The organism is Legionella pneumophila subsp. pneumophila str. Philadelphia 1, assembly GCF_000008485.1.
Lineage (GTDB): Bacteria > Pseudomonadota > Gammaproteobacteria > Legionellales > Legionellaceae > Legionella > Legionella pneumophila.
Map to the genome: position 1 here is coordinate 1374349 of NC_002942.5, position 22957 is coordinate 1397305.

Sequence of the window (22957 nt, forward strand, 5' to 3'; positions counted from 1 at the left end):
TTTTGTTACTGGCTTTGTTTCCTCCTGTGTGGTTTATAGTTCGAGTGCTTCAGGCATCAGCGATTTATCCGATGCCTGATGGACAAATGGATGATGCGTAACATTTTGGCGCGGTACTTCGGTACTGCCGCAGGCTAAATGCTTCATTGTGGTATCCAAATACCAAACCATTTGTTCTGCTTTTACTGGCGCATGGCCTGTTCGCATAATCAGGGTTTGATCTTCGGGTAAACGCATGACTTCATCCGGTCTTAATAAAGGGATGGCCTGATAGTTATAGCTTTTAGACTCGGAATAACCTTGGGTTTGGGTACTGGTGGAGCCTGCGGATACTTTCACGGTGCGTGTACCTAACAATTTACTGACATACTCCGCATCAAAGATGTCTTCGGTAGCAAAAGCTATTTTAGTTTTAATGTTGGTAAAGGCTTTGGCTTCATCATGGGTGTATTGTTCATAGGTTTGGGCTATGTATTGCATGATGAGTACACAACGCACACGGTATTCGCGCAATAATTTAAGCGAACGCCTTAGCCTTTCAATACGGCCTAATGATGAAAACTCATCAATCAGGCATAACAGAGGATAGGGTTCATCCACTGGGTCGGGGATGTTTTTAATCATGACAGAAATAAGCTGCTGCCAAAACAGTGTTAGCAATGGTGAGAGCCGTTCCATATCATCATCGGTAAAGCCTATGTAAATCGTTATTTTTTCTCGTCTTAATTGGCGCAGATCAAAATCAGAACGTGCTGTGGCTGCGTCAATGGTCGGATCATCGAATAACTCAAAATATCCCGAAAAGGTTTCAAGAATTGAGCTTCTCGTTTTTTCATGATTATTCAGATAAGAGTATCCGTTGCGATAAAACTCTGGGTCGAGATGATTGGTTTCTTCCAAGACGGAAGCCAGCCAATCATCAAATCCAGCCTGTTTGACCAAGCGATTTATTTCGCCAAGCGTGGTGGGCCTTTCAGGTGTGTCCAGCAGGTACAACACAGCCACTTTAAATAACTTACGTGAGGCTTGCTGCCAAATGGGGTCGGATTTTTTATTGTCTGGCATTAAAATATGGGCTATGCGCTGAATATCGGTCAGGCGTTGAATTTTGTCCTCGGAAATTAAGGACAATGGATTGTAGCAGTGGGTGATTCGGTTCTCATCGGCAGGTGCCCAGCAAAAGCATCGATGTCCTAATACTCGCTCACGGTAGCCTGATGTGGTCCTAAACAGCGTGAGCTTTACATCATTACACACCACCGAATAGGGGTAATTAAAAAGATTGGGTATGCCGATACTTCGTGTTTTACCGCTTCCCGTGGGCGCAAAAACCAAAACATGTTCAAAGCCGTTGGAGTAAAGTGGCGCACCGTATTTTTTACCAATAACGATGCTTTGATCCTGACGCTCGAAAAATCCAGCCTTTTTAGTTTCAAAACCATTTGAAAAATGCGCGTTACCGAGTGCCTTATTGTTGGGCTTAAGCCAATGAAACAGATAAAGCGCAATAGCCAAAAACGTCAGGATAAACACAATCCCCTCGACCGTCAGGAAAAGATGCCACAGCTCAGGTTCTTGATAACGAAGGAAGGCAAGCTCCATGAGTCCTGAGAGGCTTTGTACAGAACTTAAAAAAATCCAGCTATAAAGCTCAAATCCCAGTAGAAACACAACCATTCCACCCAGCAGAATGCTGCTGATTAGAAACGAAAGGTATCGGTAAAATCCCTGTTTCAAAAAGCCAACCACACAACTCATCAAAAGCGCAGTGATACCACTTGCTATGGCTGTTTCCCAATAAAATCCCCGTGTTAATAAATCAACCAATACCAACGGACTTGCCCATTCTGCGATCCCAGTTAACAGCACTGCCATTTGGCCGGTTATAGCAAGCCCACCTATCAAGGTAATGGTAACAACCCATGGATTACGCCTGTTTATAATACACCTCCACCAAACGCCTGCCGTCAGGCGTTTTTTGTAACTGGACGATGACATCAATGACTTCATGTAACACCTTGTAAATATCAGCTTCATCCATGCCTGCAACCTGATTAAGCTTGTAGAGTTGCGCCATGCGCATGAAGGCCACTTTTGGGTTATTGGCATGGATGGTAGCCAGTGCACCGCTATGCCCTGTGGAACAGGCTGATACAAAATCAAAGAGTTCTCGCCCACGAATTTCGCCCATGATGATGCGGTCGGGTCTGAGTCTTAAAGTGGCTTGAACCAAATCCTGCATGGTGATTTTTTGTGTTTGCTCTCCAACTTGTTTTAATGCTTTTAGACGAACGATATTGGTGTGGGGGACATCCATTTCATACGTATCTTCAAGGGTAATGAGGCGTTCATGAAGTGGTATTTGTCCGACACAACTGTTTAAAAAGGTCGTTTTACCCGAAGAGGTTCCACCCGATATGATAATGTTTTTTTTACTCACAATAGCTTGCCTTATAAATTCCTGCCAGTTTTTCGTATCGTAGAGTTCAAGCAGCTCATCGGATTTATCAAGGCACTCGGAATGCTCCTTAATTCCAACCCCACGCGCCGATGAAAAAAAGCCCTTGGTTTTGTATTCGTCGAAGCTGACCTGTTTTAAGCTAAATTTTCGGATGGACAGTGTTTCATATAGGGAAGCTGGTGGAATCACCAGTTGTACCCTTGAGCCATCGGCCAGATTTCCAGAAAGCACGGGCGTTGACTCCGATAAAGTTTGTTTGTTTTCATTGGCTATGAGTAAAAACAAACGCCGCAGGTATTGAGACGTTAATACCGGAATATCAAAACGAGTCAATTGCCCGTGTCGCTCGATAAAAACCTCTTTGGGCTTATTGATTAAAATCTCAGAAACGTGCTCATCTTCCAGAAAATCCTGCAATGGAGATAAAAGTCCTGTTGCGCCGGGCGAGAAGCAGGCGTTGATGGCTTCCATATTATGCCCTCCCAGCCACACGGTAGAAATCAAGGTCGTGTGCTACAAACACGTTAATGGCAGCTCCCTGATTGATTTGCAAAGTCGGGCGTGTTTGCATATCTTGCTGTAGAGTTTGATTTGCCGCTTGTTGGAAACTGCTCGCAATGTTCATGCGGTACTGTGACATGGAGTTGTATTCGTCCTGACCATGAACGCCACCTGTTGCGGTATACGCGCCCAAAACAGACAAAAGCGCACCGGTGCCGAAACGCTCGAAGAAATGGCGGTCAATGTAATCAGCCGCTTGTCCTGAACGACCAATAGGGTCACTGCCGGGGCTATTTAAGGTCACGATGATGCCATTGGTCATCTGCAAACGATTCCATACGACAAAGATTCGGCTTTGGCCTTGGGTAATTGCGGTATTAAATTGTCCGACTAGCGTGGAGCCTTTGGGGATTAGTAATTTACTGCCTTCCAAGGCAAAGATATCCCTTGTTGTAATTGCTCGTACCATACCCGCCAACTCCGAATTAATGGCGGTTTCGAGCGTTGCTGGAATCATTTCTCCTGCAGGTACGGTCATGGCCGGATGCGGTAATCGTTTTGCAGAAACCGATGTAATATCATTTTGCTGATTCAAAAACTCAGAATTTCCATCACGGCCTGTCAGGGTTTTGCTGGCTTGAACTTCGCCACCCGTTGTATTACTTATCACCTCATTACCGCCTGAACTAAAAAAGGTGGAGGGTGCATTCATTCGGGCTAGAGTTTCCTTGCTGACCGTTTGGGTTTGTATGGTTTTTAGTAAGGGGGGACGCCTTGGGTCGCCACCTTTATAACCCGATTGCGCTTTGGCATTGTTCTCCTTAAGGGCTGCAATCAACTCCAGATTTTGGTTTAAGGCCATGCTTAAACTTTGTTTTTCATCGGGCTCACTCACTGCATGTGCTTTTCGTTTAGGGAATAACCCGCCAATACCGATGACAATACAAATCACCACAACGCCTGCGAGCAATAACTTGTCTTTGATTGCTGTGTGCTTTGGATTTTTGGCAACCTGAGTTCGATTGCCCAAAGAGTCTTCCCGCTTTTTATCATCAATGCTCATTTTGGCCTCCTGTTGGCTCTGATTCGATTGATTTCCGGTGTATTAAAAACAGAAGCGGTAAGGCCACCTTGTCTTAAAGTAAATTGCGGAGCTAAACGCTGTACAACAATGAATTTCCCTTCGCGCCTTGTATTGACGGTTGATTCCTTTCCGCTTTGGTCATCCACCGCAAAAATCGCTGGAACGCTGCCCTGAGCACTTAGCTCAAAATAGGTGAACTTGCCGTCATCAAATACATGACGAGGAACAAGCTGCGGACTGCCACTAAACCGATAAGCGGTGTTGACCACTTTTGGATGCACCGTTTTATTGGGAGTCGTATTTTTTGTGTTAACGGGTTGTGGTTGGGGGTATTCAAATTTCAAGGCATAGGTTTTTTTACCTGGCTCCTGCTCCAGTTTTTTAGCGCTGGTCAGGCTAAAATAGTAGGCGCGTTGATTGGTAATCACCGTCATATTAGTTTTGGAATCAAACATTGTGGGTTTTATAAAAATCATATTTTCCAGTTGTGGATGATAGGTCACCATCCATGCGGTGGTGTCACCGCCTTCAATATCAAGTACTCGCTCTTGCTTCGCAAATTGAATTTGCGTGGTGGTAAAGGGAATGCCGTGCACTGGAATCACATCGTTTTCCCGATAAACCACTTTCTTGATTCGGATGTCGGTTGGTAAGGACGTTGGGTTATTTTGGGCATAGGTGCCTAATGACAAGAGCAGGACTGCCGCACTCAACAGTATTTTTTTCATGCTTGAGCCTCCATTAAACGGGTTTGCCTTGAGTAGCGCGTGACTTCAAATCCATCCCAGTTTTTCCAGCGGGTTTCAGGGGAATCCGGGGGATTGGTGTATCGCCATGAAATCATGGCGTTGTAATGCGTAGAGGTGGTTTTTCCGCTGGTTTTGTCGGTATCAATCAAACTGAATACCACTTCTGCCAATGCGTGGTGGTCTTTATGAAGGTCTTTTTCATTCGCCAAGACGGAATCAAGGAAGTTAATGCTGTAAATGCGAACCTCTCGCTTGATATGATTCCCCAAGGCATGAATGGGTGAGGCAGTATTTGCAGCATCTTGCTCTTGCAAATATTCCTTGGCAACCGTGCTATTGGATAACAAGTGCACCAATTCAAATTGAGCGCGATAGCTTGATGCATCATAAGACTCACGGTATTGAATGTAACGGGCGATGTCGCTTTCAATCTGTGCGCGATTTATCGGTGTTAGTTTATTTTCCATGGGTTCAACGGTAGTAACCCCATTGTCGTAATGATGAACCAGCATCGGCACTACGGTTTGATAATGTGCGAGCATGCCTATCACGATGAGAGCTACCACATTCAAGCCCATGGCTGAGAAAAATGCGGCTTGATAGCGGTTTCGCGATTGTTCGATTCGGCCAAACTGGTCGTCTGCCCAACTTCGAGCACGCTTAAAATAATCATTCCAATTGGTTTTACTCATGATGCTCCTCTTCGCAGGTTTTTATGCAGTTGTTTGAATACGTTATGACTGGCTGTACCCAGTTGTTTGCCTTTTTCCACGAGACGCGATGCGCCTCCTAATCCTTGAGTCAGCGTATTTATTGGTTTTTGAACGGAAGACTTGGAAAATCCCCATGCCCCTAAGCCTCCACCAATAAAGCCTCCCACCATGGCTGAACCTGCTGATGTGCAAACCGAACCACCAATGCTTTTACCAATAGCCACGGCTTGGGTGATGCCCATGACACATAAACAGGCCACGATAAAAATCGGCACCCAAATGGCCGCAGTTAGCTCATCCGTATTGCCCAAAAAAGCATAAGTCACCCAATGCAATAAGTGGATGCAAAGGCCTACCACACTGGATACAAAAATAAGCACAAAGGCAAATCCGGCGAGCACGCCAAGCCACCGGTCAAAAAAAGATTTGGTTTGGTCAAACAAGGTAAACAGGATGAACAGAGGTGTAGTGCACAAGGTCACGGCTAACATCAGTTTGGCGATGACGATTTCAATAAAGGCAAGACCTATCGTGACGCTCCCCGATAAAAACACCATCATGCCTGCAAAATAAGGTGTGAGTTTTCGAAGTGAGCCTGCTTCAAATAAATCCGAACCTAATTTGAGGATTTCGTTTAATACATTTTGTAACCCCTGATTGATTGAGCCGCTTGAAGGATTTTTTTGAACGGCCTGCATTAATTGAGTTGCGATGGATTCACTACCCGATACAAACAAATCGCGCATATAAGACGAAAACAAATCCCAGTTCATGGCCATCATGTAAATAAGTCCCGCCCGCATACTGAATCGAAACAATTCCTGCTGGGGTCGCTCGATAACACCCAATGCAATCCCATAGCCTTTCAAAATGATGTATAGAACAATCATGGCGCCCAATGGGGCTTTAAGTAGTGAGGCCAGTGCCGTGTAGCCATCAAAAACAAAATGATTGGTCAGCTTATCGATTTCACCGGCAAGCTGGATGATGAAATTATCAAACTGTAGTGTGCTCATGATTTAGGTTCTCGAAACAAAGTGAGGCCAAATGGTGGCTGCTGTTTCGGCATAGGTATCTGCCAGAGTTTCAAAAAGACCGTGGTCTGTTAAATCATCCAGGGTTATCTTTTGAAAACCTGAGTAATGACCTTCTTTGGCAAAGGCAATCATGCCTTGGTATAGCTCATCACATCGGATTTCATGGCTTGTTTTGCCTTCCATGCATTCCAGATAGGCGAAGCCGTAAGCATCTTTGTGAATGGCAAAATGCAATCGCTTCTCAGCATTGGCCGAGGCATTAATCAAAAACGTAACACTGATCTTGGCGGGTTGCGTTTTTAATGGATTTTCGTGAAGACAGGCACTTAGTGTTGCAGCCATTAAAACAAGCATTAGACCTTTTATGAGTGTGTTCATTTTGTAAGCTCAGTAATGGGTTCATCGTTAATGGGATACTGAGGGCAATACTGCCCAAAGTGATGGCAGGGAGAATCCAAATCGGGGGGCTTTGAACAGCCGCTCAGTAATGAGATCATCAATACACTCAAAAGCCATTTCATGTGGTTACTCCTTGTCACTTGGGTAATCGATTAAACTTTGCCATTTCAGCCCTGTCTTGGAGCGCAGATAAATTTTCCTGTGCTGCTTGCTGGCTGATTAACGCCTGAAGTCTTAAGCTCATTAATTGAATAAACCCGATTTCGGTAATGAGGCGGGAATTTAAATCAATAGCTCCCTTGGTGTTGGGTGTTTTTTCAATTTGTTGCGAGAGCTTATGGAGGGCTTCCATATGCTTGTTGATTTCGTTATAGCTTTCGGTGGTTTGCACCATCACCGCACGATTGACGGCCTTATCTTCTTTAAAGCGAGCGGCATTGGCAGGAGTAGTGAAACGCGCATAACTGTTTTCATCCAGTGCGGGATGGTTCTTTTCATAGGCATCCATGAGTGCTTGATATCGTTGTTGATTGCCACCAGAGAGGTTTTGCAATGCATCCTGCCAAGTGCTTACAGGGGATTGCCAGCTTTGTAATGAATCGAGACTATTATTAAAATCTCCAAATCCATAATGTCCAGAGTTCATGGATTTAAGTTGATTCAGGTTATCAAGTTGGTTTTTCGCTGTTTGGTAGGTATCGGATAAAACGCGGTATTGCTCTTTGAGCTCACCTAATTGTTTCATCGCTAATACAATCAACTGCGCATCTTCGACCCCTAAAATATCCGCATGACTGGCGCTGCTGATACCCATTGCTGCAATTAAGAAACAGGCTGCTCTTTTCATTTTTTGCTCCTTTCATAAAAGACAGGAAGCCAAAGTTCTGGGTCATGACCGACCTCTTGCATGATGTCATCCAGCAATTTAACCGATTGAGTATTGGCAGAAAGCACCCTGATGTATTGGCTTAGACCGCTTAAATCGAGTTTGCACAAAAAGGCTTTGTGGTCTTGTTTATAAAGAAAAATGCGTGATTCTGGCGTGTTCTCTTTAATCGCCTCAAATTGAGCTTCGGTCAGCTTTAAATGCTCCATGTAAGTTTCTTTATCTGCAAGCGGATTAGGAAAGGCAATCAAGGTGGCCAGGTTATCCAGAACAATGTGTTTAATGGGGGAATCAGTAATCGTTTTTGGGGATTGGGTATCAAAAATAAAATGCCCGTTTTTCTTTCGAATCGTAGGCAGCCATTCCCGAAGTGCTTTTTCCCAAAAAGGAGATGCAAAGAGCTGCCATGCTTCGGCGATAATAAAAGAAGTTAACCGACCATCGAGGCATTGGCGCATACGATGCAGCAAATACAAATAGACAGGCGTTGCAATAACGCTGTGCACTTGGTCCATCATGTAGGTCACATCAAATCCCACCTTGTCAAAATCAAGATTTAAGGCATCATTTGGGTTATCAAACAGCCAATGAAACTCGCCATCAATTCTGGAGTCATTCTGCTTTAACCATCTTTTTAAATGTGGCCAACGTGGAAAATCAACAGGTAGAAATTGGCTCAAGTGACTTAGCGTTCTGAACTCCGGTGCAAGTTGTTCAAAGCTGTAATCGATACAGTCATTGATGATTTCAGCAATTTGGCTTGGGATAACACATTCGCTTTCTTCTTGTACCAAGGTTGCAAGCCATAATTTCAGAAAAGAGCGATTTTCTGATGTGTCTGGGAGTTGCAAAGGATTCATAGCGATTGGATTGGATGGCTCTATTTTGATGTAAGAGCTGTTACCGGAAGCTAAAACATAAATTTTGGAGGACTCATCCCTATCAATGAAAAAACTTCTTCCACCAAAACGCCCCATTTGTGCATCAAGGAAATTCACCAGTGTGGTTTTTCCTGCATTGTTTCCTCCGAAAATGGCGGCGTGTCCTTTGGAGGGGTTGGTTTTAGAGCCTCGTGCATGGTAGTTGAAATAGACTGGCGTTTTCGATGGGGTTTCCAGAAGCGTAACCGCGCCACCTAAAAAGTTCTCATTGGAAAAGCCCGTTTGGGTGTTATGTAATGGGCAAAAGTCCACAAAGTTTTGAGAGGTAATCAGAGAGGCTCGTGTTATAAAATGCTGGTTGCATGGCAATTGGCTCCAGAAGGCTGGCTCTTGTCCTAACGTTTCTTTCACCACCACAATTCCTGAAGCCCCGTAGCGTTTGGTGGCTTCCAGTATGGCTGTATCCAATAATGGCTTGTTGGGTGCCAATAACATTACCGTGTGATGATGTGCGCCCAGCAACAGGGTTTCACTGGCAATTCCATCTTCCAAATCGCTTAATGCCGTGGTTTGGCTTAATGCCTTGTCCTCCGCACTTAAGAGCTTGGAGCGTTTTTTAGAAATCATATTCAAGGCACTATCTCGCCCAATGGGGGCAAATGTATGTGTGGCAATAAATTCACAATCCAGAGATAACATGGAGTCCAAGAGGATGCTGGCGGTGTTGGTGGGATATTTTTTGAGTGACAGCATCGCACCAAACACGCAATCCTTTTGAGTATTGCCTTGAAACTGGATGCACTCCCCAAATAAAAGCTGACAACTACTTAAATATTGGCCGAGATGTCCTTCAGGGTATTTGGCTTCCTGTCTGAATGACTGAGGGATCGAGTTTGCTATTGGAGGGCTGTACACAGGATGTTTGAATGAAATTGTTTGACCTGCATTCACCACCAACCCAAGGAACTGAAGCAGCTCGCTAAAACCTAATGCTTCATCCTGCTTGCCAAGTATCGTTGCCCCGAAAGGATTGAGGTTTGCTTGTAACTGCTCAACAACACGATTTAAGATTTGGATGTTTTGTTCCCTGTGGTGTTCAGACAACTCACTATTGCCCTTCATCGAGAGGCTTTTTGCCCACTGCAACCAAGATCCGGTCTTACTGGAGTCATCTCCTTTAAGGACAATGGTGATGTACAGAGTATTTTTATACAGGTTTTTATCTTTAAAGCGTTGTTGGTAATGCTCATCCAGATCCTTGGCAAAGCCTGGCTTAAATTCCCCAATCAAAGGGCATGATATTTTTTGTCGGTGTGTGGTCACATAAATAATGAAACGCGAATCCAAACTCACTAATGCCTGATGGAGCAAGAAGCTTTGGTGATTTAGAGTCTCAGCTTCTTCGATTTCAAAAGCCGCACCATTCACCTTAATCACCGACCCAACCAAGCCTGATTGCGATTCAAAAATGCTGGGGCTATTAAGATGCGTTACGGGAAACAAATCTGACACTTTTGCTTCCTGATAAACGTGCTTCAATGTCTTAGAAAGGTTCATAAGCGCGAACCCTCCATAGTGATGTATTGGGAGCTTCTGGCAATAAGAAACGCTTTGCGCAGATGGTAAAAAAATGGGTGTCGTATCGACACACTAGCCATCCAAAAACATGCAGTGGAATAAAAATCAGCCCGTACAGTGGAGAGAACCCAATAAATGCGCACATCGAGACAATGAGGTTTAACATGTGGTATTCAAAGGTCACCCCAGCCGTCATTGCCGGACGGGTTAGCGCATTAAATATGGGGCTTATTTCCAAATCGCTCACAAGAATCTCCTATCCAATGAGTGTTGAATACAGGGAAGAGCCGCCAAAAATGATCCCCATTCCTACAAGAATCATCACAAAATATTCTTTAGGAAATTTTTGACGTGCCAAACACAGGTAACCTGCAATGATGATGCAAAAAACGCCCACGGTTCTGGCAAGCCCACCCTGAAGGTAATTGATGGTTCTGTTGATGATGCTTTCTATTGATTGGGCATGTGACAGCGTTGGCAGCAAAGTGCAAACTGCTATTAAATAGAGGTTGCCAAGGGATTGGCTCCATCGTTTTAATTTGCTCATGGCGCCACCTTTTGCATGGAAGATTCAGCCTGCTCCTGTTGGAGTTTTTTCAAATAAATCTCTTCGCGGTCAATATCGATATGCTGGGGTGCTTTAATGCCAATGCTGATGATGTCATCATCGACCTTGAGTACCTTCATTTGAATCAAACCCTTACCGATTAAAATCTGTTGCCCTGCTTTTCGTGTTAAAACCAACATGGTGTTCTCCGGTTATTTTGCTAAAAGTTCCTTGCACTTCTGCAAACAGGAACTTACAACGGCTTTGTTTGCAGGTTGATACACATCCTTGACCACATAAAACGACTCTTGTTTCCTAATTTGTCTGCAGCAATACAACATTTGCGGCAGCGTAGGCGGTAACTCATAAAACTCACGGCAATTTAAAATCGCCTTGGTCAGTACCACATCGGTAAAATCCGCTAATGCTTCTTGCCATTCTTTTTTGGCAAATTTCAAAAACACTTCATCCTTAAACTGACTTCTCCAAACATGGCCATAAAAGGCTGCAAACTTGGAGAACAGCAAATCAATACGTCTCTCAGCTTTGAAGGTATCTTTGGAGCTGGATGACATTGGTGTACTCTCGGTCTTCGACATCACAGGGTGGGCAGAACAGGTCTTCTGTGGTGTGACGTTTACGAGTATTTTTTGTATGCTCTGCATGGTGCTTCTCCTGTAATGCATCCGTTAATTCATCCTCCCAGCAGCGTTGAGCAAGCCAATTTGCTGGGTATTTCCAAGGTGGCACCCAAGTGCCTTGTAGTTTCATGGTGTCACGATGATTAATTTGGGCTGTCAGTGCGTTGATGATGGAGTGGCACAATTCAGCATTAGGTTTAAGCTCTTCAAATACAGCTTGTGCGTTGTTCTTTGATTTTTTCTCGGGATAAAGCGACCAAAATTTTTCGAATTGCGATAATAAATAAATATAATAATTATCTTTATGAGGTATGGCGGCTTTTTGGGATTCTACTGTGTCGGCTTTTAGTGCCTCAACCTCGGATAATCCAGTATTATCAAGGGATTCCACGCGCGGCTTTGTGGTGGCTTTCTGTGGCGGGTTTATGGCGGCTTTATTTCGGACAGAATAATGCGGTGAAGCCAAAAGGCATTTTAAAATCAGATGCATCCCTTCGGATTGCACTTCAATTAAGCCCGCACGAACCAATCCTGAAACCGAACGCCGAACCTGATCACGCGAAAAATTCTGGCTTTTTATGCCTTGATGCGGTTCAACATAAAGCTGCTCAGAAATAGACTGATGACTGATGCGCCTTTTGATGCCGACTATTCCGGTTTTAACGTCCATATAAGGTCGTATCCCTCTTAAATAAGTAAGCTGCTGGATGTGAGGTAACCCACATAATGCGGCCAATTCATTTTGGTTAATTAAGAAATCCAACATCCCCGCACTTCTCCATATGCCAAGTCCAAATTACAATAAACTCTTTATGAGTAAAAATACACGAAACGAGTAATTAAAGTTTAAAGTTAACACACATTGAGAATGAGTCAATATCTGTTATCATATTTTTTAAGAATATTTTTGTATGCCAACCGAATGAGTATTAAAGAAAAAATTGGATTAAGGATTAAACAAGAGCGCATGAGCAAAAAGCTCACTATGAAAGCACTTGCTGAGCTAACAGATAACCTAAATATCTCTCGAATAAACAATTATGAGAGGGGAGAGCGAACCCCCGGGCCAGAGGAAATTAAACAGCTAGCAAGGGCTTTAGAAGTTTCTCCTTCGTTTTTAATGTGTCTCTCTGATGATCGCCAAGGTAGTTTTAAAACCCCAGGCTTAGGTGGTCTGTTGCCTATATTAGATTATAAAAGTGCTTGTTATCCTGCTCTAGTAATTCAAAGAATAAAAGAAGAGTCTTACTCTGAAAAATTAGATTTAATTCCGATTAGTTCTACTGTTCAAAAGCGCATAGGGAAAAACGCTTTTGCGCTTGCAGTTAAAGATGAGAGTATGGCTCCTGAGTTTAAATTTGATGATATTTTAATTGTCGATCCCGATACTCAGCCAAATCCCGGTGATTATATCGTTGCCAGATTGGAAAATGAGCCTGAAATAATTATTCGCAAGTTTAAACAGTTATCAGTATCCAAAGAAAAACCTGAGTTTGAATTAGTTGCAATCAATAATGATTGGCCGGATGTTAAAATTTCAAAGGAATTGAATGAAATTTTTATTGGCTCAGTTATTTCATTATTTAGAACTATTAAACGTTAAATCCTTAGTCCAAAAACATTTAGGGCTAGATATATAAAGCAGTTTTTCCTGTAACGGTTAGCAATTGCCTACTTGCATTCTAAAACCATGCCTCATGCGAAATGTTTGTCAGCATCATTCTTCTCAAAATAGGAACCTAAATTTGAATGAACAAATAGCTTATTCTCAAAGGTGATTTCGATAATGCTCCATGGTAAAAATCCCTCCCACTCACACAGAGTCCCCTCTCTTTCACACATTACTAAAATTGAAGAGTTATTTTCCCCCTGTGCAACTTTTAGTATTATTAGGTTTGGGGAATGATCGTTAAAGGCAAATACCGACCCAACTTTTAAATTGTTGAAATACGTTTCAAGTGAATTTTCCTCAATTTCTTTAGGGCAACAAGGAAAGTTATATTTAGAACTCCATCCTGACTGCATGCAGTGCTTTGTAAAAGCCATTTCTATACGATTAAAATCAGGCATTTTAATATCTATCATTTCTTATCCTTATTCTTTTAGGGTTGAAAACTACAATGTAACGGGATATAAACATTAAATGCGTTACACCTTCAAGAGAGGATTTAAGTGGAAAAAACGTTACATGACTATTTCTGTATTAATACAGGTGAGGAACTCAAGTTTTACAGCGCTAAAGAATCATCATTTTTAGTAGAAGCAGCAAATTTTCATATAGACAGAGGGAATGGAATCGATGCTCCAAATACCTTGCCTGAGCTGGATGCTATCATTTATGAATGCATGGATGAGTATTTTAAAAATGGTCTTACTGATTATTTATTAAATAAGCTAAATGAAATTCTTATAAATGTAAAAATTCAATGCCTCGTAGAAAATATGGAAAATAAACTCTCTGCCATTCATGTTGCTTATATACCCAAGAAGCCATCTCCCGTAGTTTTCGGAGCTTACATGTTCTCTCATGTAACCTCACTGAGTGGTCTTGAAGGATTGAAAAGATGTTATAACAAAGGTTGTCTTAAGTTTTTCATAGGTCGATCAAATGCCAAATGGTGTTCAAGCTCATGTGGTTCTAAGTATAGGGTAAATAAAATGAGGAAAAAAAAGAAAGTTTCATAATTGCATTGCAGTAACAGGAGGAACAGTTTTGAGTATTTAGCGCATAAATTTAGCTTAGGAGATGATAGCCCATATTCAGATTTTCTGTTATCTACGTACACACATCAGACTCTTCTAAGTTCAAAACGCGGTGAAGTATGCCCTATGAAAAATGATTCTTAATTTATTTTTTATAAAGTCGATAAGTCGACTATATATAATGAGGTTTGCTGCATGAAAAAAAGTATAAAAAAAGTCTTTTTGGATTGGCTGTATAACTTTTATGTTTATGTAAAAATAAAAAACATTCAGTATGAAGGAAAAATTTTAAGAGAAATTAAAACTTCTTTGTCTTTAGCTATTAGGCAGTTACTAGATAAAAGCATACCAGGCTATGATCCGAACGCTGATGATTTTATAAATAAGCTATGCAATGAGCTACTACATATAAAACGAATTACCCCCAAAGATTTAGATTATATGCAAATTAAAGAACTAAAAAAAAGTGTGGAAGCAGAGCCGACAGTTAAAAATATATTATCTTATAATATTCAGTTAAAGGCTTTAAAAGCTTATGTAGAACATAGCGACACTCTATTGAATAGTGAAAAAAAAAGGAAGCAAGCACAGAAAAATTACATAAAACTTATCCAATTAGCTAAATCCATGGGTTTATTAGCATTTGATCCTAACAAACCACGTCATAATCAGCTATTACAAACAGTGAAAAAAAATAAAGCTAATAGTTTTGCAAAGCTTCTAACAAAAAATGCTAATTATGATAATCAATTGTTAAAAGATTTTTTAAATAATTTTAATAAAATATTGTCACTCAGTATTATTATTATAATTATTGGCTCATCTACATATGAATTTGGATATTTTTTTAATTTAGGATTGAGGATAAATGACCTGCCTGTTGGCTATACAGATTTATTCTTTATTTCTTTAAGTTGGGCTCCTAAGATAATATTCGCAGTGTTTATAATAATGCTTTTAGAAATATATTATTATCGGAAATCTGTTACGCAAGGTCTAAGTTATTCTTTATTAGATAATGAAGATAAATGGTTTACTCACTATTTATTGTTTTGTTTTTTTTCATTGGTTATTTTTATTTCTTCATCTTTTTCAATTCGATATTATTTCTATCTCTTATTCGTTTCTTTTTTATATAGCTCTGTAATTAAGTTTTTATTTAATGTTCCTTCTATGATTATTAGGACGCCAGTATTTATAAAATATACAGTAACTTATGTTCCGTTATTGGCTTGTGTTTTTTTTGTGCATGGATGTCTTCAGGCTAGAGAAGATATTATTCCAAACAGGGCCAATGCAATACAAATACTTTTACAAGACTCTTCTAAAATAAAAGATGCGTTAATATTGAAAAATTTTAATTCAGGGATTCTATATGTAGATGTTTATAATAAAATTCACTATTTATCAAAATCAGAAATAATAAAGTTAACATTTATGAAAAATAAAATTAATTCTGATTAGTTAATAGTAATTTCTATTGGAATTAGATGTTGATTTAGAAAGTAAATAAGACTTTATCTATTTTAATTACCTATAAAAACATAAAGCCAATCCATCATTTTTGAAGACACAGTTTCGGATAAATATTCTTTGCCATTTAGAACCTGATTTAAACAGAAGGGGGTTACTTCTAGTAACTCAGATAGTTCCTTTAAGTCATACTTGCTATAGGTTAATAAAAATTCCAAAATGATTTTTTGAGCAGATTTTTTGCATTTAAAACGAATATCAAACTCTGATTCCCAAACTTCTGCTAGACATCCCATGTCACAAACTCCAAAGCTTATTCAATCCATAAAAATGAAGTGTTAGTTAAACATAGCGAGTCAGAGAATAAAATTATGTTTTTTGCTTGGAAAATGATAGAGGTAAAATGTAATTTTGTTTTAATTGTAATCATCTTAAAAAAATTATTTCTATTGATGAAGTAACTCAGGAGATGCGGAATCATTTTTATTTGACCTTTCATTCATGAATAAACGTAATTTTCCTGCAATTAAATACAAAAATAGTGCGCCTGCTAATCCCCACACTGCGAGCTCATTAAATACGTGATAATAATCTGAATTACTTAACAAAGGATCTGATGATTCAGATTGAATCATTGAATTCGAAAAATAATGAGATAAGGATGCAGATACACCTGAAACAAGCATCCAGCTTCCCATTAGAAGCCCTTGTAAATGGTTTGGAGCTATACGGCCAATCATTGCATAGCCCACAGGTCCTATAAATAATTCCGCTACTGCTTGGGTCACTAAATGCAAAATAATCCAGCTAAAAGCCGTATAGCCTGCTTCATTAGCAAAATGAATTCCACATGATAAAGAAAAGAATGATATCGTTAAGAAAAGAAATGCCCAAATGAATTGGGTTGAAACAGAAAACGTGTAACCTTTATTCTGTAGTTTGCTAATTAGTAACGCGATCAACGGGCTGCCAATAATGATAACTACGGAGTTAATATTTAGAATCCATTGTGTGGGAATTTCAAAACCTAAAAGTTGTTTATCAACATTATTTTTAATAAACAAAGTAATACCCATTGGACCCGTATAATAAATCATCCAAAACACAGTTGATGTAATGGTTAAAATTAAAAAGGCAGTAATTTTTTGTCTGTCTGAGAGTATTTTTTGATTGTTTCTGATAAATAAAATAACGAAGAACATTAGCACACTAATCGTTATTACTAAGCCATTACTAAAATCAGGTAACTTAAAGCAAATATTCAAGACAGGTATGAGAAGTAATATAAATAAAATACCTCCAATACCTTTTATTCTTTGTTTTTGCGCAGGGTTTAAGGCTAGGGCGGTATTTATGTCAGTTATGTTTTTCCAGCAATAGAGAACTAATAATGTGGTAATTATGTTAGTTGCTATACTAGCGTAGAAAATTTCTTCGTAGTGATTGGAGGCATCATAAAAGCCACTACAAATAAAACCAGCCCAAAAGCCTATATTCATAGTGGAATAGCTCATAAAAAAAGCTTTGTCTCGTCTTGGATCGGAAGATGAAAAACGTTGGGTGAGAATCGTGTTATAACACGTTGTATTTAATCCGCAGCCGATTAAAAACAAACTCAATCCTAGATAAAGTGAGGGGGTTTCTGGAAATACTAGGCATAGAATGCCAAAGGTTTGCAAAATAGTAGTGAATAAGAAAAGAAATCGATTACTTAACCAATTGCCGCCTATTAGCCCGCCAAATAGATGCAAAACGAAATTAAATGCTAAAAATAACCCAACAATACTATTGGATATGTGGTTTGATAAACCTAGTTGGTTAGTGATGTACAAGGACAATGAGGAATAAAGCACTGCAAATGAGAATGTGGAAAACATTTGTATTAAATAAAGAGACATTATACCTTTAGGCATTCTTTGCTCTACAGTACTCATTTGACCTCCTATCCGTGAGCCGTGACTCTAACATTAGAATTAGTTAAGATTAAGTGTTTTTTTAATTTTTGATGTAATACTGTTCACGAGTGGAACAAGTTGTTGGGTGTTTATGGAATGAACAAGATAGAAAGAACTTCATGGGACGAGATCAAGCAGGTTGTTTTTGCAGTAAACCCTGCGCTGTATGAAGTTATTGAAAAAATTTCACCAAATAAAAATATCCCTTTTTTTCTAGCTCACTATTCGTTTGGTTCTCATTTTGGTATTAAAAATCATGCCTTCTTGCCTACTCCAGAGGGAACTTTAGAAAAAATTGATAGTAAGCATACCTCCAATGAGCTATTCGAGCACTTAGGATATGGGAAAAATAGCCTGCCGTTAGGTATGATTTTAAACAAATATTGTGAGTGGCATCACTTCGGTTCTGATGATCATATTTTTCCTGACTGTGTTCAAGGGCCTGGGGCCATATTCAATATGCAGGTGGTATTTGATGAAGATCAAACAGTAGATAATAATGTTTTGTCGGTCTCATCAGGAGCCTTATCATCATTCTTATTACCTAATATAGGTTGTACAAGAAGGCACTCTCGAATTCAAAAATATTTTAATGTAGATGTACCTGCACCTAAATCGCCTTACGAACATCATCTGATTTTTAAAGAAATTTTACAGGATAAAACACTCCGTTCTGATTGGACTAGTCAAATTTTATATTTCTCTCAAGAGTTTATTGATGAAGTTAAAACGAATGATAATTGGTTGAAATTAAAGCTTTATTTTTCTGAATCCTTAAGAAAAAAATTAACTCAAAATGCTTATGATGCATCTTGTAATGAGCTATTTTTGAGAGCAAAAAAAATTAATAGATTCAGGCCTACACCATTTGTTATAGATACTGCTAAATATATATATAACATTTGTATGGGTTCTGGTATTGGAGTAAAACCAGCAATAGATGATCAATATTTTCCTGTCACAACTATACAAAAAATATATGATGAATGTTACCAGTTAGAGCATACGCCAACGGTAATGGTGCCTGCTCCTTTGTCTGAAAAAGATGATAGTGTCTATTATCCCTTGCAATGCCCATTTTCTAAAATTAATACATTTAAAACAAATCAAAGTAATAGCACTATAAATGAGTTAGAAACTTTAAGAAATGTTCTGCTGGCCTATCAGGAAGAGTTTATCGATGTGAATGGGGATGCCTACGGCAGCCCTCTGTATCATATGAGCAAACAAATAAAGTTTAACTTCTACCATTATAAAGCCCCGGGTAATGGGGTTATTATTAACTCTGCTAGCTTATTGGATACTGATAAACGATTTTCTTTTATGTTTGATAAATCCAACAGGAGTTTTGCTACCGATGCCAAATTATTTAGGGGCTGTGTGAGTCTCAGTAGATAATTTAAAATTGTCTAAATCAATTTCTAATAGAGCAATATATTTCGCGCTCAACTTTTTGGTAGAGGAGGGGGGAATATAAAGCGAGGAAATAGGACTTACCTTCACATTTCCTAAATCAGATAGTTTGAGCCATTCAATTCTAGGTTTTTGAGTTGGGTATAGGGCTGCCTCATATAAGCAAACAAGCTGTTCTTGTGAGTAATCACTACAAAGGTAATCTTTTAATACATTTAGTTTAGTTGTCTTTTCTAGATTAAACATACCTAGATTTGCAATTTGCCATATGATTACATGGGATTGAATATCTAATTTACGTTCATAAATTAGTAGCTCAGTAGCATCAATACTAAAACAACCTTGCTCCCCGGGATCTACTTGTAAATCAGAAAATAAGCAATCCATCGAGGATATTGCAGGGAGTATGATGGCATTGCCCTTTTCTGCTTGGATTATTTTAACAGCTTTTAAAGCTGATTCAGCGAAGATTGTGGGATGCCCATAAAAAATGACGCATAGACTAGTATATTGATAATAACTACTTACAATTTTTGAAGTTATATTAGCGTAGGCATCTATTCGCTTGGTTGAATTAAAATAAATAGGTTCCAAGGACTCTGCACTTTTTGACTCTCTTATAATCCACTGTTTTAAAAATTCTTCATTAACCAAATAAAGCACTTTATCTGAGTTTTGAATGATTTTTTTAGTTTCTTCAGTCAGGTGTGCAACAGATTTTATACCGGAACCAACAACAATTAGTTTATGCATTTAATTATTGTATTAATGCAATTTTATTTGCATGGGGTTGTTCGGTTTGTCTAGCTTCTGTAGTAATTTCTATTATTGTAGATTCATTTTCAATTAAAAACTCAATACCGATCAATGCTTCCAAGTCATCAAGTAAGTTCATCCTTTCACCCTTAATTTAATTGATTTTTGCGATCATTGTATAAACAAATGGAACAAAGGTATAGCGAGATTTAAAGATCTTTAAAATCATCAAAAAAAGAATTGCGTTAAAAAACTCGTTATGTTTAAATAAATACACGAAACGAGTAATTGGCAAATCTAAAGATAGTAATGAAAGAATTCATGAATGGACAACTGAGTAACTCCCAAGTCTCTCACTTTAATCCAATGAATATTAATCAAGCCTCAAGATTTCTGGGTACTCGTAAAAAATAATCAGTCTATTTGTAGCAGAAGACACATTATTTGCTGTTAAAAGTGGCATTGGTGTGTTTATAGATAACTCGTTATATAAGGATGTATATGATGGATAAAAGAGTTTTTAAAGAAGTTGAAGCCGCAAATTATATTTGCATGAGTCGATCCTTTCTTTCTCAAGACAGAGTGAATGGCACATTAAAAAATAGAACTCCGGGACCTAAATTTATAAAAATAGGGCGAGCAATTCGTTATTTAAAAGAAGATTTAGATATCTGGTTAGATCTTCATAGAAAACCGTAAATGCGGTTTTCTATTCTATGAACAATAATAATTTTTATTTGATGTAATCTACTTATATTTACTTTGTCTATAATTTAATCACATGTGGCTTCAAAGGAAGAGTCTGAAGCATAAAAGTATGTGTGATCCAGTACATGGAATTATGTGCGTTGAAAATGAGCTATATATTACGATTAAGCGAGTTATCGATTCCCATTACTTTCAAAGACTTCGTCAAATTAAGCAATTATCATTTGCAGAGTTCGCCTATCCCGGCGCAGTTCATAATAGATTTAGTCATTCAATAGGGGCTTGCTATCTTTCGACAGTAGTTTTTTCGACGATTTACAACGATTCTACAAATAATGAGGATCAAAAAATATGTCTAGCGCTTACAGCTTTAATACATGATATAGGGCATGGCCCATTCTTTCATTCCTTTGAAAAGATATTCAATTATGCTTTAAACTTTGTTGATAACAAAATAGGCAAAATTAGTCATGAGGATTGGACTCAAGTTTTTTTAAAAAAATTAATAGAGGAAAATTATATTGAAAGAAATTATGGAAGAGTAGTAGAAGATATATATACAAAAGAAACTAATAAATTACATGGAATTATCTCATCACAACTCGATGTAGATCGGTTTGATTATTTACTAAGGGACAGTCACTTTTATGGTGTTAGTTATGGAAATTTTGATTTACTCTGGTTAATTAATCGATTATGTGAACAAGATGGAGTGACGTAATAGTATGGATCCCTCATCTTGATTGCATGAATGTTGACACCTTCATTCTGGCTCAAATAGAAGCCTTTCGATAGGTGGCGGGGTCCATACTATTACGTCATTAATAGCAATATTAAATATAGAAATTACTAATAAGTGCTAGGTCGATTAGTGGAATTTTTTGGAACAAAGAAAAATGGTAATTAAACAACAGGTTGTTTAATTGAAGAATTTTTTACCATGGAGTTGTATATAAATTGCTTGATACTACTTCGCATTTAAGGTTTTATTATTAATTGATTTTTCTATACTCAATTTAGTCTCTTGATCTAGTCCTGAGTGAAGGATAACCTTTTTTATATTTCGAAGGGAAAAATACACTCTTTTCCCATCCTCCACATTTTTCAAATTATTACTTCTAATAAATTCAATAAAACTGGCAGATTCATCGTTGTTTAAGAATATTACCCTATCTCTTGAAGTTTTGATAATATGACTGTCTTTCATATCAATCCTAATGCAGTTTCTCGGTGTCACGGTATTAGGTGGATAATATTGTATTTGGTTTTCATTAATAAATTGATGAAGCAACACAGTCCAATTATTATCTACAGAACTAATAATAGCTCTCACTTCTTTTTCATTTTTATAAGCTATTCGCTTTAAAAAATGACTTTCTTCAAAATGAAATGACCTTTTATTTGAATGAGAACATTCTTCTGGTTTCATTGATTTCGCTTTGTCATCACTTAAATACTTTACTTTAGATAGATATATGTGCTTATTTTCTACTTGGTTAACCGCATTATACAAATCACCACTATTTATAATAATGATGACTCCATAATTATCATGTTTCGGTGTAAAGACTTGCCACATATGATCATTTTCTTCACCATCCCAAATAGCAAAACAGCAACCAAAATTTGTTTTAACACCCTGCTCAACCACTGTTTTATAGAATTCGTACTCTAAGCTATCCTTGTGTTTCGATGCTAAATATTTTTTAAAAACTGGCAACATTTCTCCTTCACAGGGATCTATTGATTCCCACTTCAACACTCTGTTAAACCATAGTTTCTCCGTATTCAGATAATCTAAAAAGTAGTTAGTCTTAATGTACTTTCATAATGACTGGTCTGTATTTAAACTACCTACATAAGGATTGATACTAAATCCTGTATGAATTTTATTCATAATTTGGAGAATCCTAAAAAATTACCTTCTTTATCAAAAATACTTCTTGAATTAAATTTCACCTACTCCTAATTCATCCTTCATGCAAAAAGCTCTTCAATTGTTGTTTGCATCTCTTCTTGACTAGGTTTCGCATAGCGAAATATTTCTTTAATAGAGACATTACCACTTAATACTGACCCAAAATACACTCCATGCATATTAGTAAGCTTTTCAAAGAAATATGACCTAATCTATGGAGTTTAATAACTGTATATATTTTAAAATGGGAGTAGAAAGCACGAATCGTAAAATTGGAGTGTCGTGCAGTCCTAGTTTTAATATTTTATTTAACTTTCCACTCATGTTTATCATCAGGAATATATACCAATCCTCTTGCTAAATAAGCTCTATACGTAACTAACCAGCCATTCGGTACTCGCGTTCTAATAATATCTGAAGTTGAACTTGGAGTTGGAACAATTTCCCAAGCTGGATCTGAAAATGATGGTTTGGGAGTCAAGTTTACCAATGCAATGATTAAAATTATGATTATCCCAGGGATGCAACCCATTAGAAATTCTTTCATGAGAACT

General features: G+C 38.5%; 28 protein-coding genes. 6 read left to right on the plus strand and 22 right to left on the minus strand.

Translation table 11 applies throughout. The annotated features are described in order from the left end of the window. Positions 1-33: 33 nt before the first annotated feature. The 15 genes from LPG_RS06215 to LPG_RS06280 are packed head-to-tail and all read right to left on the minus strand — an operon-like array spanning position 34 to position 12243. Positions 34-1998, minus strand: coding sequence for a type IV secretory system conjugative DNA transfer family protein (locus tag LPG_RS06215; RefSeq protein ID WP_223804299.1), 1965 nt, complete (start codon positions 1996-1998; stop codon positions 34-36). Continuing rightward, positions 1928-2932: a P-type DNA transfer ATPase VirB11 gene (gene virB11 / locus LPG_RS06220; RefSeq protein ID WP_016356883.1), complete on the minus strand. Its 1005-nt coding sequence runs from the start codon at positions 2930-2932 to the stop codon at positions 1928-1930. The genes LPG_RS06215 and virB11 overlap by 71 nt, the downstream gene beginning before the upstream one ends. Position 2933: 1 nt before the next feature. Further along, a complete protein-coding gene (locus LPG_RS06225) occupies positions 2934-4025 on the minus strand; it encodes a TrbI/VirB10 family protein (protein WP_010946979.1) in 1092 nt (363 codons plus the stop codon). Further along, positions 4022-4774 (minus strand): P-type conjugative transfer protein VirB9, encoded by a 753-nt coding sequence (virB9, locus tag LPG_RS06230; RefSeq protein ID WP_010946980.1) that lies wholly within the window; start codon positions 4772-4774, stop codon positions 4022-4024. Before virB9 ends, LPG_RS06225 begins: the two co-directional genes overlap by 4 nt. After that, on the minus strand, positions 4771-5487 hold the full coding sequence (locus LPG_RS06235) for a virB8 family protein (RefSeq protein WP_010946981.1): 717 nt from the start codon (positions 5485-5487) through the stop codon (positions 4771-4773). Before LPG_RS06235 ends, virB9 begins: the two co-directional genes overlap by 4 nt. After that, positions 5484-6524, minus strand: coding sequence for a type IV secretion system protein (locus LPG_RS06240; protein WP_010946982.1), 1041 nt, complete (start codon positions 6522-6524; stop codon positions 5484-5486). Before LPG_RS06240 ends, LPG_RS06235 begins: the two co-directional genes overlap by 4 nt. 3 nt (positions 6525-6527) lie before the next feature. Further along, positions 6528-6923, minus strand: a complete 396-nt coding sequence (lvrD, locus tag LPG_RS06245; protein ID WP_010946983.1) for a T4SS-associated protein LvrD — start codon at positions 6921-6923, stop codon at positions 6528-6530. Continuing rightward, positions 6920-7066, minus strand: a complete 147-nt coding sequence (lvhB7, locus tag LPG_RS15250; protein ID WP_010946984.1) for a T4SS-associated protein LvhB7 — start codon at positions 7064-7066, stop codon at positions 6920-6922. The genes lvrD and lvhB7 overlap by 4 nt, the downstream gene beginning before the upstream one ends. 14 nt (positions 7067-7080) lie before the next feature. Further along, entirely contained in the window at positions 7081-7791 is a 711-nt protein-coding gene (locus LPG_RS06250; RefSeq protein WP_010946985.1) for a type IV secretion system protein, read from the minus strand. Further along, a complete protein-coding gene (locus LPG_RS06255; RefSeq protein ID WP_010946986.1) occupies positions 7788-10268 on the minus strand; it encodes a VirB4 family type IV secretion/conjugal transfer ATPase in 2481 nt (826 codons plus the stop codon). The genes LPG_RS06250 and LPG_RS06255 overlap by 4 nt, the downstream gene beginning before the upstream one ends. Next, entirely contained in the window at positions 10255-10536 is a 282-nt protein-coding gene (locus LPG_RS06260) for a type IV secretion system protein VirB3 (RefSeq protein WP_011214430.1), read from the minus strand. Before LPG_RS06260 ends, LPG_RS06255 begins: the two co-directional genes overlap by 14 nt. 9 nt (positions 10537-10545) lie before the next feature. Then, positions 10546-10836 (minus strand): TrbC/VirB2 family protein, encoded by a 291-nt coding sequence (locus LPG_RS06265; protein WP_014843090.1) that lies wholly within the window; start codon positions 10834-10836, stop codon positions 10546-10548. Then, entirely contained in the window at positions 10833-11036 is a 204-nt protein-coding gene (locus LPG_RS06270; RefSeq protein WP_010946989.1) for a carbon storage regulator, read from the minus strand. Before LPG_RS06270 ends, LPG_RS06265 begins: the two co-directional genes overlap by 4 nt. Positions 11037-11048: 12 nt before the next feature. Further along, the gene (locus tag LPG_RS06275) at positions 11049-11411 is read right to left on the minus strand and encodes a hypothetical protein (RefSeq protein WP_025862375.1); all 363 of its coding nucleotides are present in this window, start codon (positions 11409-11411) and stop codon (positions 11049-11051) included. Next, entirely contained in the window at positions 11377-12243 is an 867-nt protein-coding gene (locus tag LPG_RS06280; protein ID WP_010946991.1) for a hypothetical protein, read from the minus strand. Before LPG_RS06280 ends, LPG_RS06275 begins: the two co-directional genes overlap by 35 nt. A 156-nt stretch (positions 12244-12399) precedes the next feature. Between LPG_RS06280 and LPG_RS06285 the strand changes: the two genes are divergently transcribed. Beyond that, positions 12400-13080, plus strand: a complete 681-nt coding sequence (locus LPG_RS06285) for a helix-turn-helix domain-containing protein (protein WP_025862374.1) — start codon at positions 12400-12402, stop codon at positions 13078-13080. Positions 13081-13172: 92 nt separating this feature from the next. Here LPG_RS06285 and LPG_RS06290 read toward each other — a convergent pair whose 3' ends face one another. Continuing rightward, positions 13173-13562, minus strand: coding sequence for a hypothetical protein (locus tag LPG_RS06290; protein WP_010946993.1), 390 nt, complete (start codon positions 13560-13562; stop codon positions 13173-13175). 87 nt (positions 13563-13649) lie between these two features. On the opposite strand from LPG_RS06290, the gene LPG_RS06295 reads away from it, so the two are divergent. Beyond that, positions 13650-14162: a CGNR zinc finger domain-containing protein gene (locus LPG_RS06295; protein WP_016356885.1), complete on the plus strand. Its 513-nt coding sequence runs from the start codon at positions 13650-13652 to the stop codon at positions 14160-14162. Positions 14163-14375: 213 nt separating this feature from the next. Then, a complete protein-coding gene (locus LPG_RS06300) occupies positions 14376-15644 on the plus strand; it encodes a hypothetical protein (RefSeq protein WP_010946995.1) in 1269 nt (422 codons plus the stop codon). Positions 15645-15706: 62 nt separating this feature from the next. Here the strand turns inward: LPG_RS06300 and LPG_RS06305 are convergent, their stop codons facing one another. After that, positions 15707-15949: a hypothetical protein gene (locus LPG_RS06305; RefSeq protein WP_025862373.1), complete on the minus strand. Its 243-nt coding sequence runs from the start codon at positions 15947-15949 to the stop codon at positions 15707-15709. A gap of 150 nt (positions 15950-16099) precedes the next feature. Continuing rightward, positions 16100-17587, minus strand: a complete 1488-nt coding sequence (locus LPG_RS06310; protein ID WP_010946996.1) for a peptide MFS transporter — start codon at positions 17585-17587, stop codon at positions 16100-16102. 117 nt (positions 17588-17704) lie between these two features. On the opposite strand from LPG_RS06310, the gene LPG_RS06315 reads away from it, so the two are divergent. Then, complete coding sequence (locus LPG_RS06315; protein ID WP_016356886.1) at positions 17705-19006, plus strand: hypothetical protein; 1302 nt, start codon at positions 17705-17707, stop codon at positions 19004-19006. On the opposite strand, the gene LPG_RS06320 is transcribed toward LPG_RS06315, so the two are convergent. After that, the gene (locus tag LPG_RS06320; RefSeq protein ID WP_010946998.1) at positions 18974-19774 is read right to left on the minus strand and encodes an SAM-dependent methyltransferase; all 801 of its coding nucleotides are present in this window, start codon (positions 19772-19774) and stop codon (positions 18974-18976) included. The genes LPG_RS06315 and LPG_RS06320 overlap by 33 nt on opposite strands. Before the next feature lie 4 nt (positions 19775-19778). After that, on the minus strand, positions 19779-19916 hold the full coding sequence (locus LPG_RS06325) for a hypothetical protein (protein ID WP_153802425.1): 138 nt from the start codon (positions 19914-19916) through the stop codon (positions 19779-19781). A gap of 362 nt (positions 19917-20278) precedes the next feature. On the opposite strand from LPG_RS06325, the gene LPG_RS06330 reads away from it, so the two are divergent. Beyond that, complete coding sequence (locus tag LPG_RS06330) at positions 20279-20476, plus strand: hypothetical protein (protein ID WP_016356887.1); 198 nt, start codon at positions 20279-20281, stop codon at positions 20474-20476. A 118-nt stretch (positions 20477-20594) separates the two neighbouring features. After that, positions 20595-21206: an HD domain-containing protein gene (locus LPG_RS06335; RefSeq protein ID WP_223804298.1), complete on the plus strand. Its 612-nt coding sequence runs from the start codon at positions 20595-20597 to the stop codon at positions 21204-21206. 246 nt (positions 21207-21452) lie between these two features. On the opposite strand, the gene LPG_RS06340 is transcribed toward LPG_RS06335, so the two are convergent. Next, on the minus strand, positions 21453-22247 hold the full coding sequence (locus tag LPG_RS06340) for a DUF2971 domain-containing protein (protein ID WP_161513352.1): 795 nt from the start codon (positions 22245-22247) through the stop codon (positions 21453-21455). A 460-nt stretch (positions 22248-22707) separates the two neighbouring features. Continuing rightward, a complete protein-coding gene (locus LPG_RS06350; protein ID WP_027223825.1) occupies positions 22708-22950 on the minus strand; it encodes a hypothetical protein in 243 nt (80 codons plus the stop codon). Positions 22951-22957 lie beyond the last annotated feature (7 nt).

Bases quoted from the DNA above. Each gene is read 5' to 3' on its own strand.
- LPG_RS06255 (WP_010946986.1), bottom strand. From the start codon at position 10,268: ATGAACCTTTCTAAGACATTGAAGCACGTTTATCAGGAAGCAAAAGTG.
- LPG_RS06335 (WP_223804298.1), top strand. From the start codon at position 20,595: ATGTGTGATCCAGTACATGGAATTATGTGCGTTGAAAATGAGCTATAT.
- LPG_RS06290 (WP_010946993.1), bottom strand. From the start codon at position 13,562: ATGATAGATATTAAAATGCCTGATTTTAATCGTATAGAAATGGCTTTT.
- LPG_RS06330 (WP_016356887.1), top strand. From the start codon at position 20,279: ATGATGGATAAAAGAGTTTTTAAAGAAGTTGAAGCCGCAAATTATATT.
- lvrD (WP_010946983.1), bottom strand. From the start codon at position 6,923: ATGAACACACTCATAAAAGGTCTAATGCTTGTTTTAATGGCTGCAACA.
- virB11 (WP_016356883.1), bottom strand. From the start codon at position 2,932: ATGGAAGCCATCAACGCCTGCTTCTCGCCCGGCGCAACAGGACTTTTA.
- LPG_RS06285 (WP_025862374.1), top strand. From the start codon at position 12,400: ATGAGTATTAAAGAAAAAATTGGATTAAGGATTAAACAAGAGCGCATG.
- LPG_RS06300 (WP_010946995.1), top strand. From the start codon at position 14,376: ATGAAAAAAAGTATAAAAAAAGTCTTTTTGGATTGGCTGTATAACTTT.
- LPG_RS06240 (WP_010946982.1), bottom strand. From the start codon at position 6,524: ATGAGCACACTACAGTTTGATAATTTCATCATCCAGCTTGCCGGTGAA.
- LPG_RS06310 (WP_010946996.1), bottom strand. From the start codon at position 17,587: ATGAGTACTGTAGAGCAAAGAATGCCTAAAGGTATAATGTCTCTTTAT.
- virB9 (WP_010946980.1), bottom strand. From the start codon at position 4,774: ATGAAAAAAATACTGTTGAGTGCGGCAGTCCTGCTCTTGTCATTAGGC.
- LPG_RS06265 (WP_014843090.1), bottom strand. From the start codon at position 10,836: ATGAGCAAATTAAAACGATGGAGCCAATCCCTTGGCAACCTCTATTTA.
- lvhB7 (WP_010946984.1), bottom strand. From the start codon at position 7,066: ATGAAATGGCTTTTGAGTGTATTGATGATCTCATTACTGAGCGGCTGT.
- LPG_RS06225 (WP_010946979.1), bottom strand. From the start codon at position 4,025: ATGAGCATTGATGATAAAAAGCGGGAAGACTCTTTGGGCAATCGAACT.
- LPG_RS06250 (WP_010946985.1), bottom strand. From the start codon at position 7,791: ATGAAAAGAGCAGCCTGTTTCTTAATTGCAGCAATGGGTATCAGCAGC.
- LPG_RS06325 (WP_153802425.1), bottom strand. From the start codon at position 19,916: ATGAACTTACTTGATGACTTGGAAGCATTGATCGGTATTGAGTTTTTA.
- LPG_RS06350 (WP_027223825.1), bottom strand. From the start codon at position 22,950: ATGAAAGAATTTCTAATGGGTTGCATCCCTGGGATAATCATAATTTTA.
- LPG_RS06235 (WP_010946981.1), bottom strand. From the start codon at position 5,487: ATGAGTAAAACCAATTGGAATGATTATTTTAAGCGTGCTCGAAGTTGG.
- LPG_RS06275 (WP_025862375.1), bottom strand. From the start codon at position 11,411: ATGTCATCCAGCTCCAAAGATACCTTCAAAGCTGAGAGACGTATTGAT.
- LPG_RS06315 (WP_016356886.1), top strand. From the start codon at position 17,705: ATGAACAAGATAGAAAGAACTTCATGGGACGAGATCAAGCAGGTTGTT.
- LPG_RS06280 (WP_010946991.1), bottom strand. From the start codon at position 12,243: ATGTTGGATTTCTTAATTAACCAAAATGAATTGGCCGCATTATGTGGG.
- LPG_RS06320 (WP_010946998.1), bottom strand. From the start codon at position 19,774: ATGCATAAACTAATTGTTGTTGGTTCCGGTATAAAATCTGTTGCACAC.
- LPG_RS06270 (WP_010946989.1), bottom strand. From the start codon at position 11,036: ATGTTGGTTTTAACACGAAAAGCAGGGCAACAGATTTTAATCGGTAAG.
- LPG_RS06215 (WP_223804299.1), bottom strand. From the start codon at position 1,998: ATGTCATCGTCCAGTTACAAAAAACGCCTGACGGCAGGCGTTTGGTGG.
- LPG_RS06305 (WP_025862373.1), bottom strand. From the start codon at position 15,949: ATGGGATGTCTAGCAGAAGTTTGGGAATCAGAGTTTGATATTCGTTTT.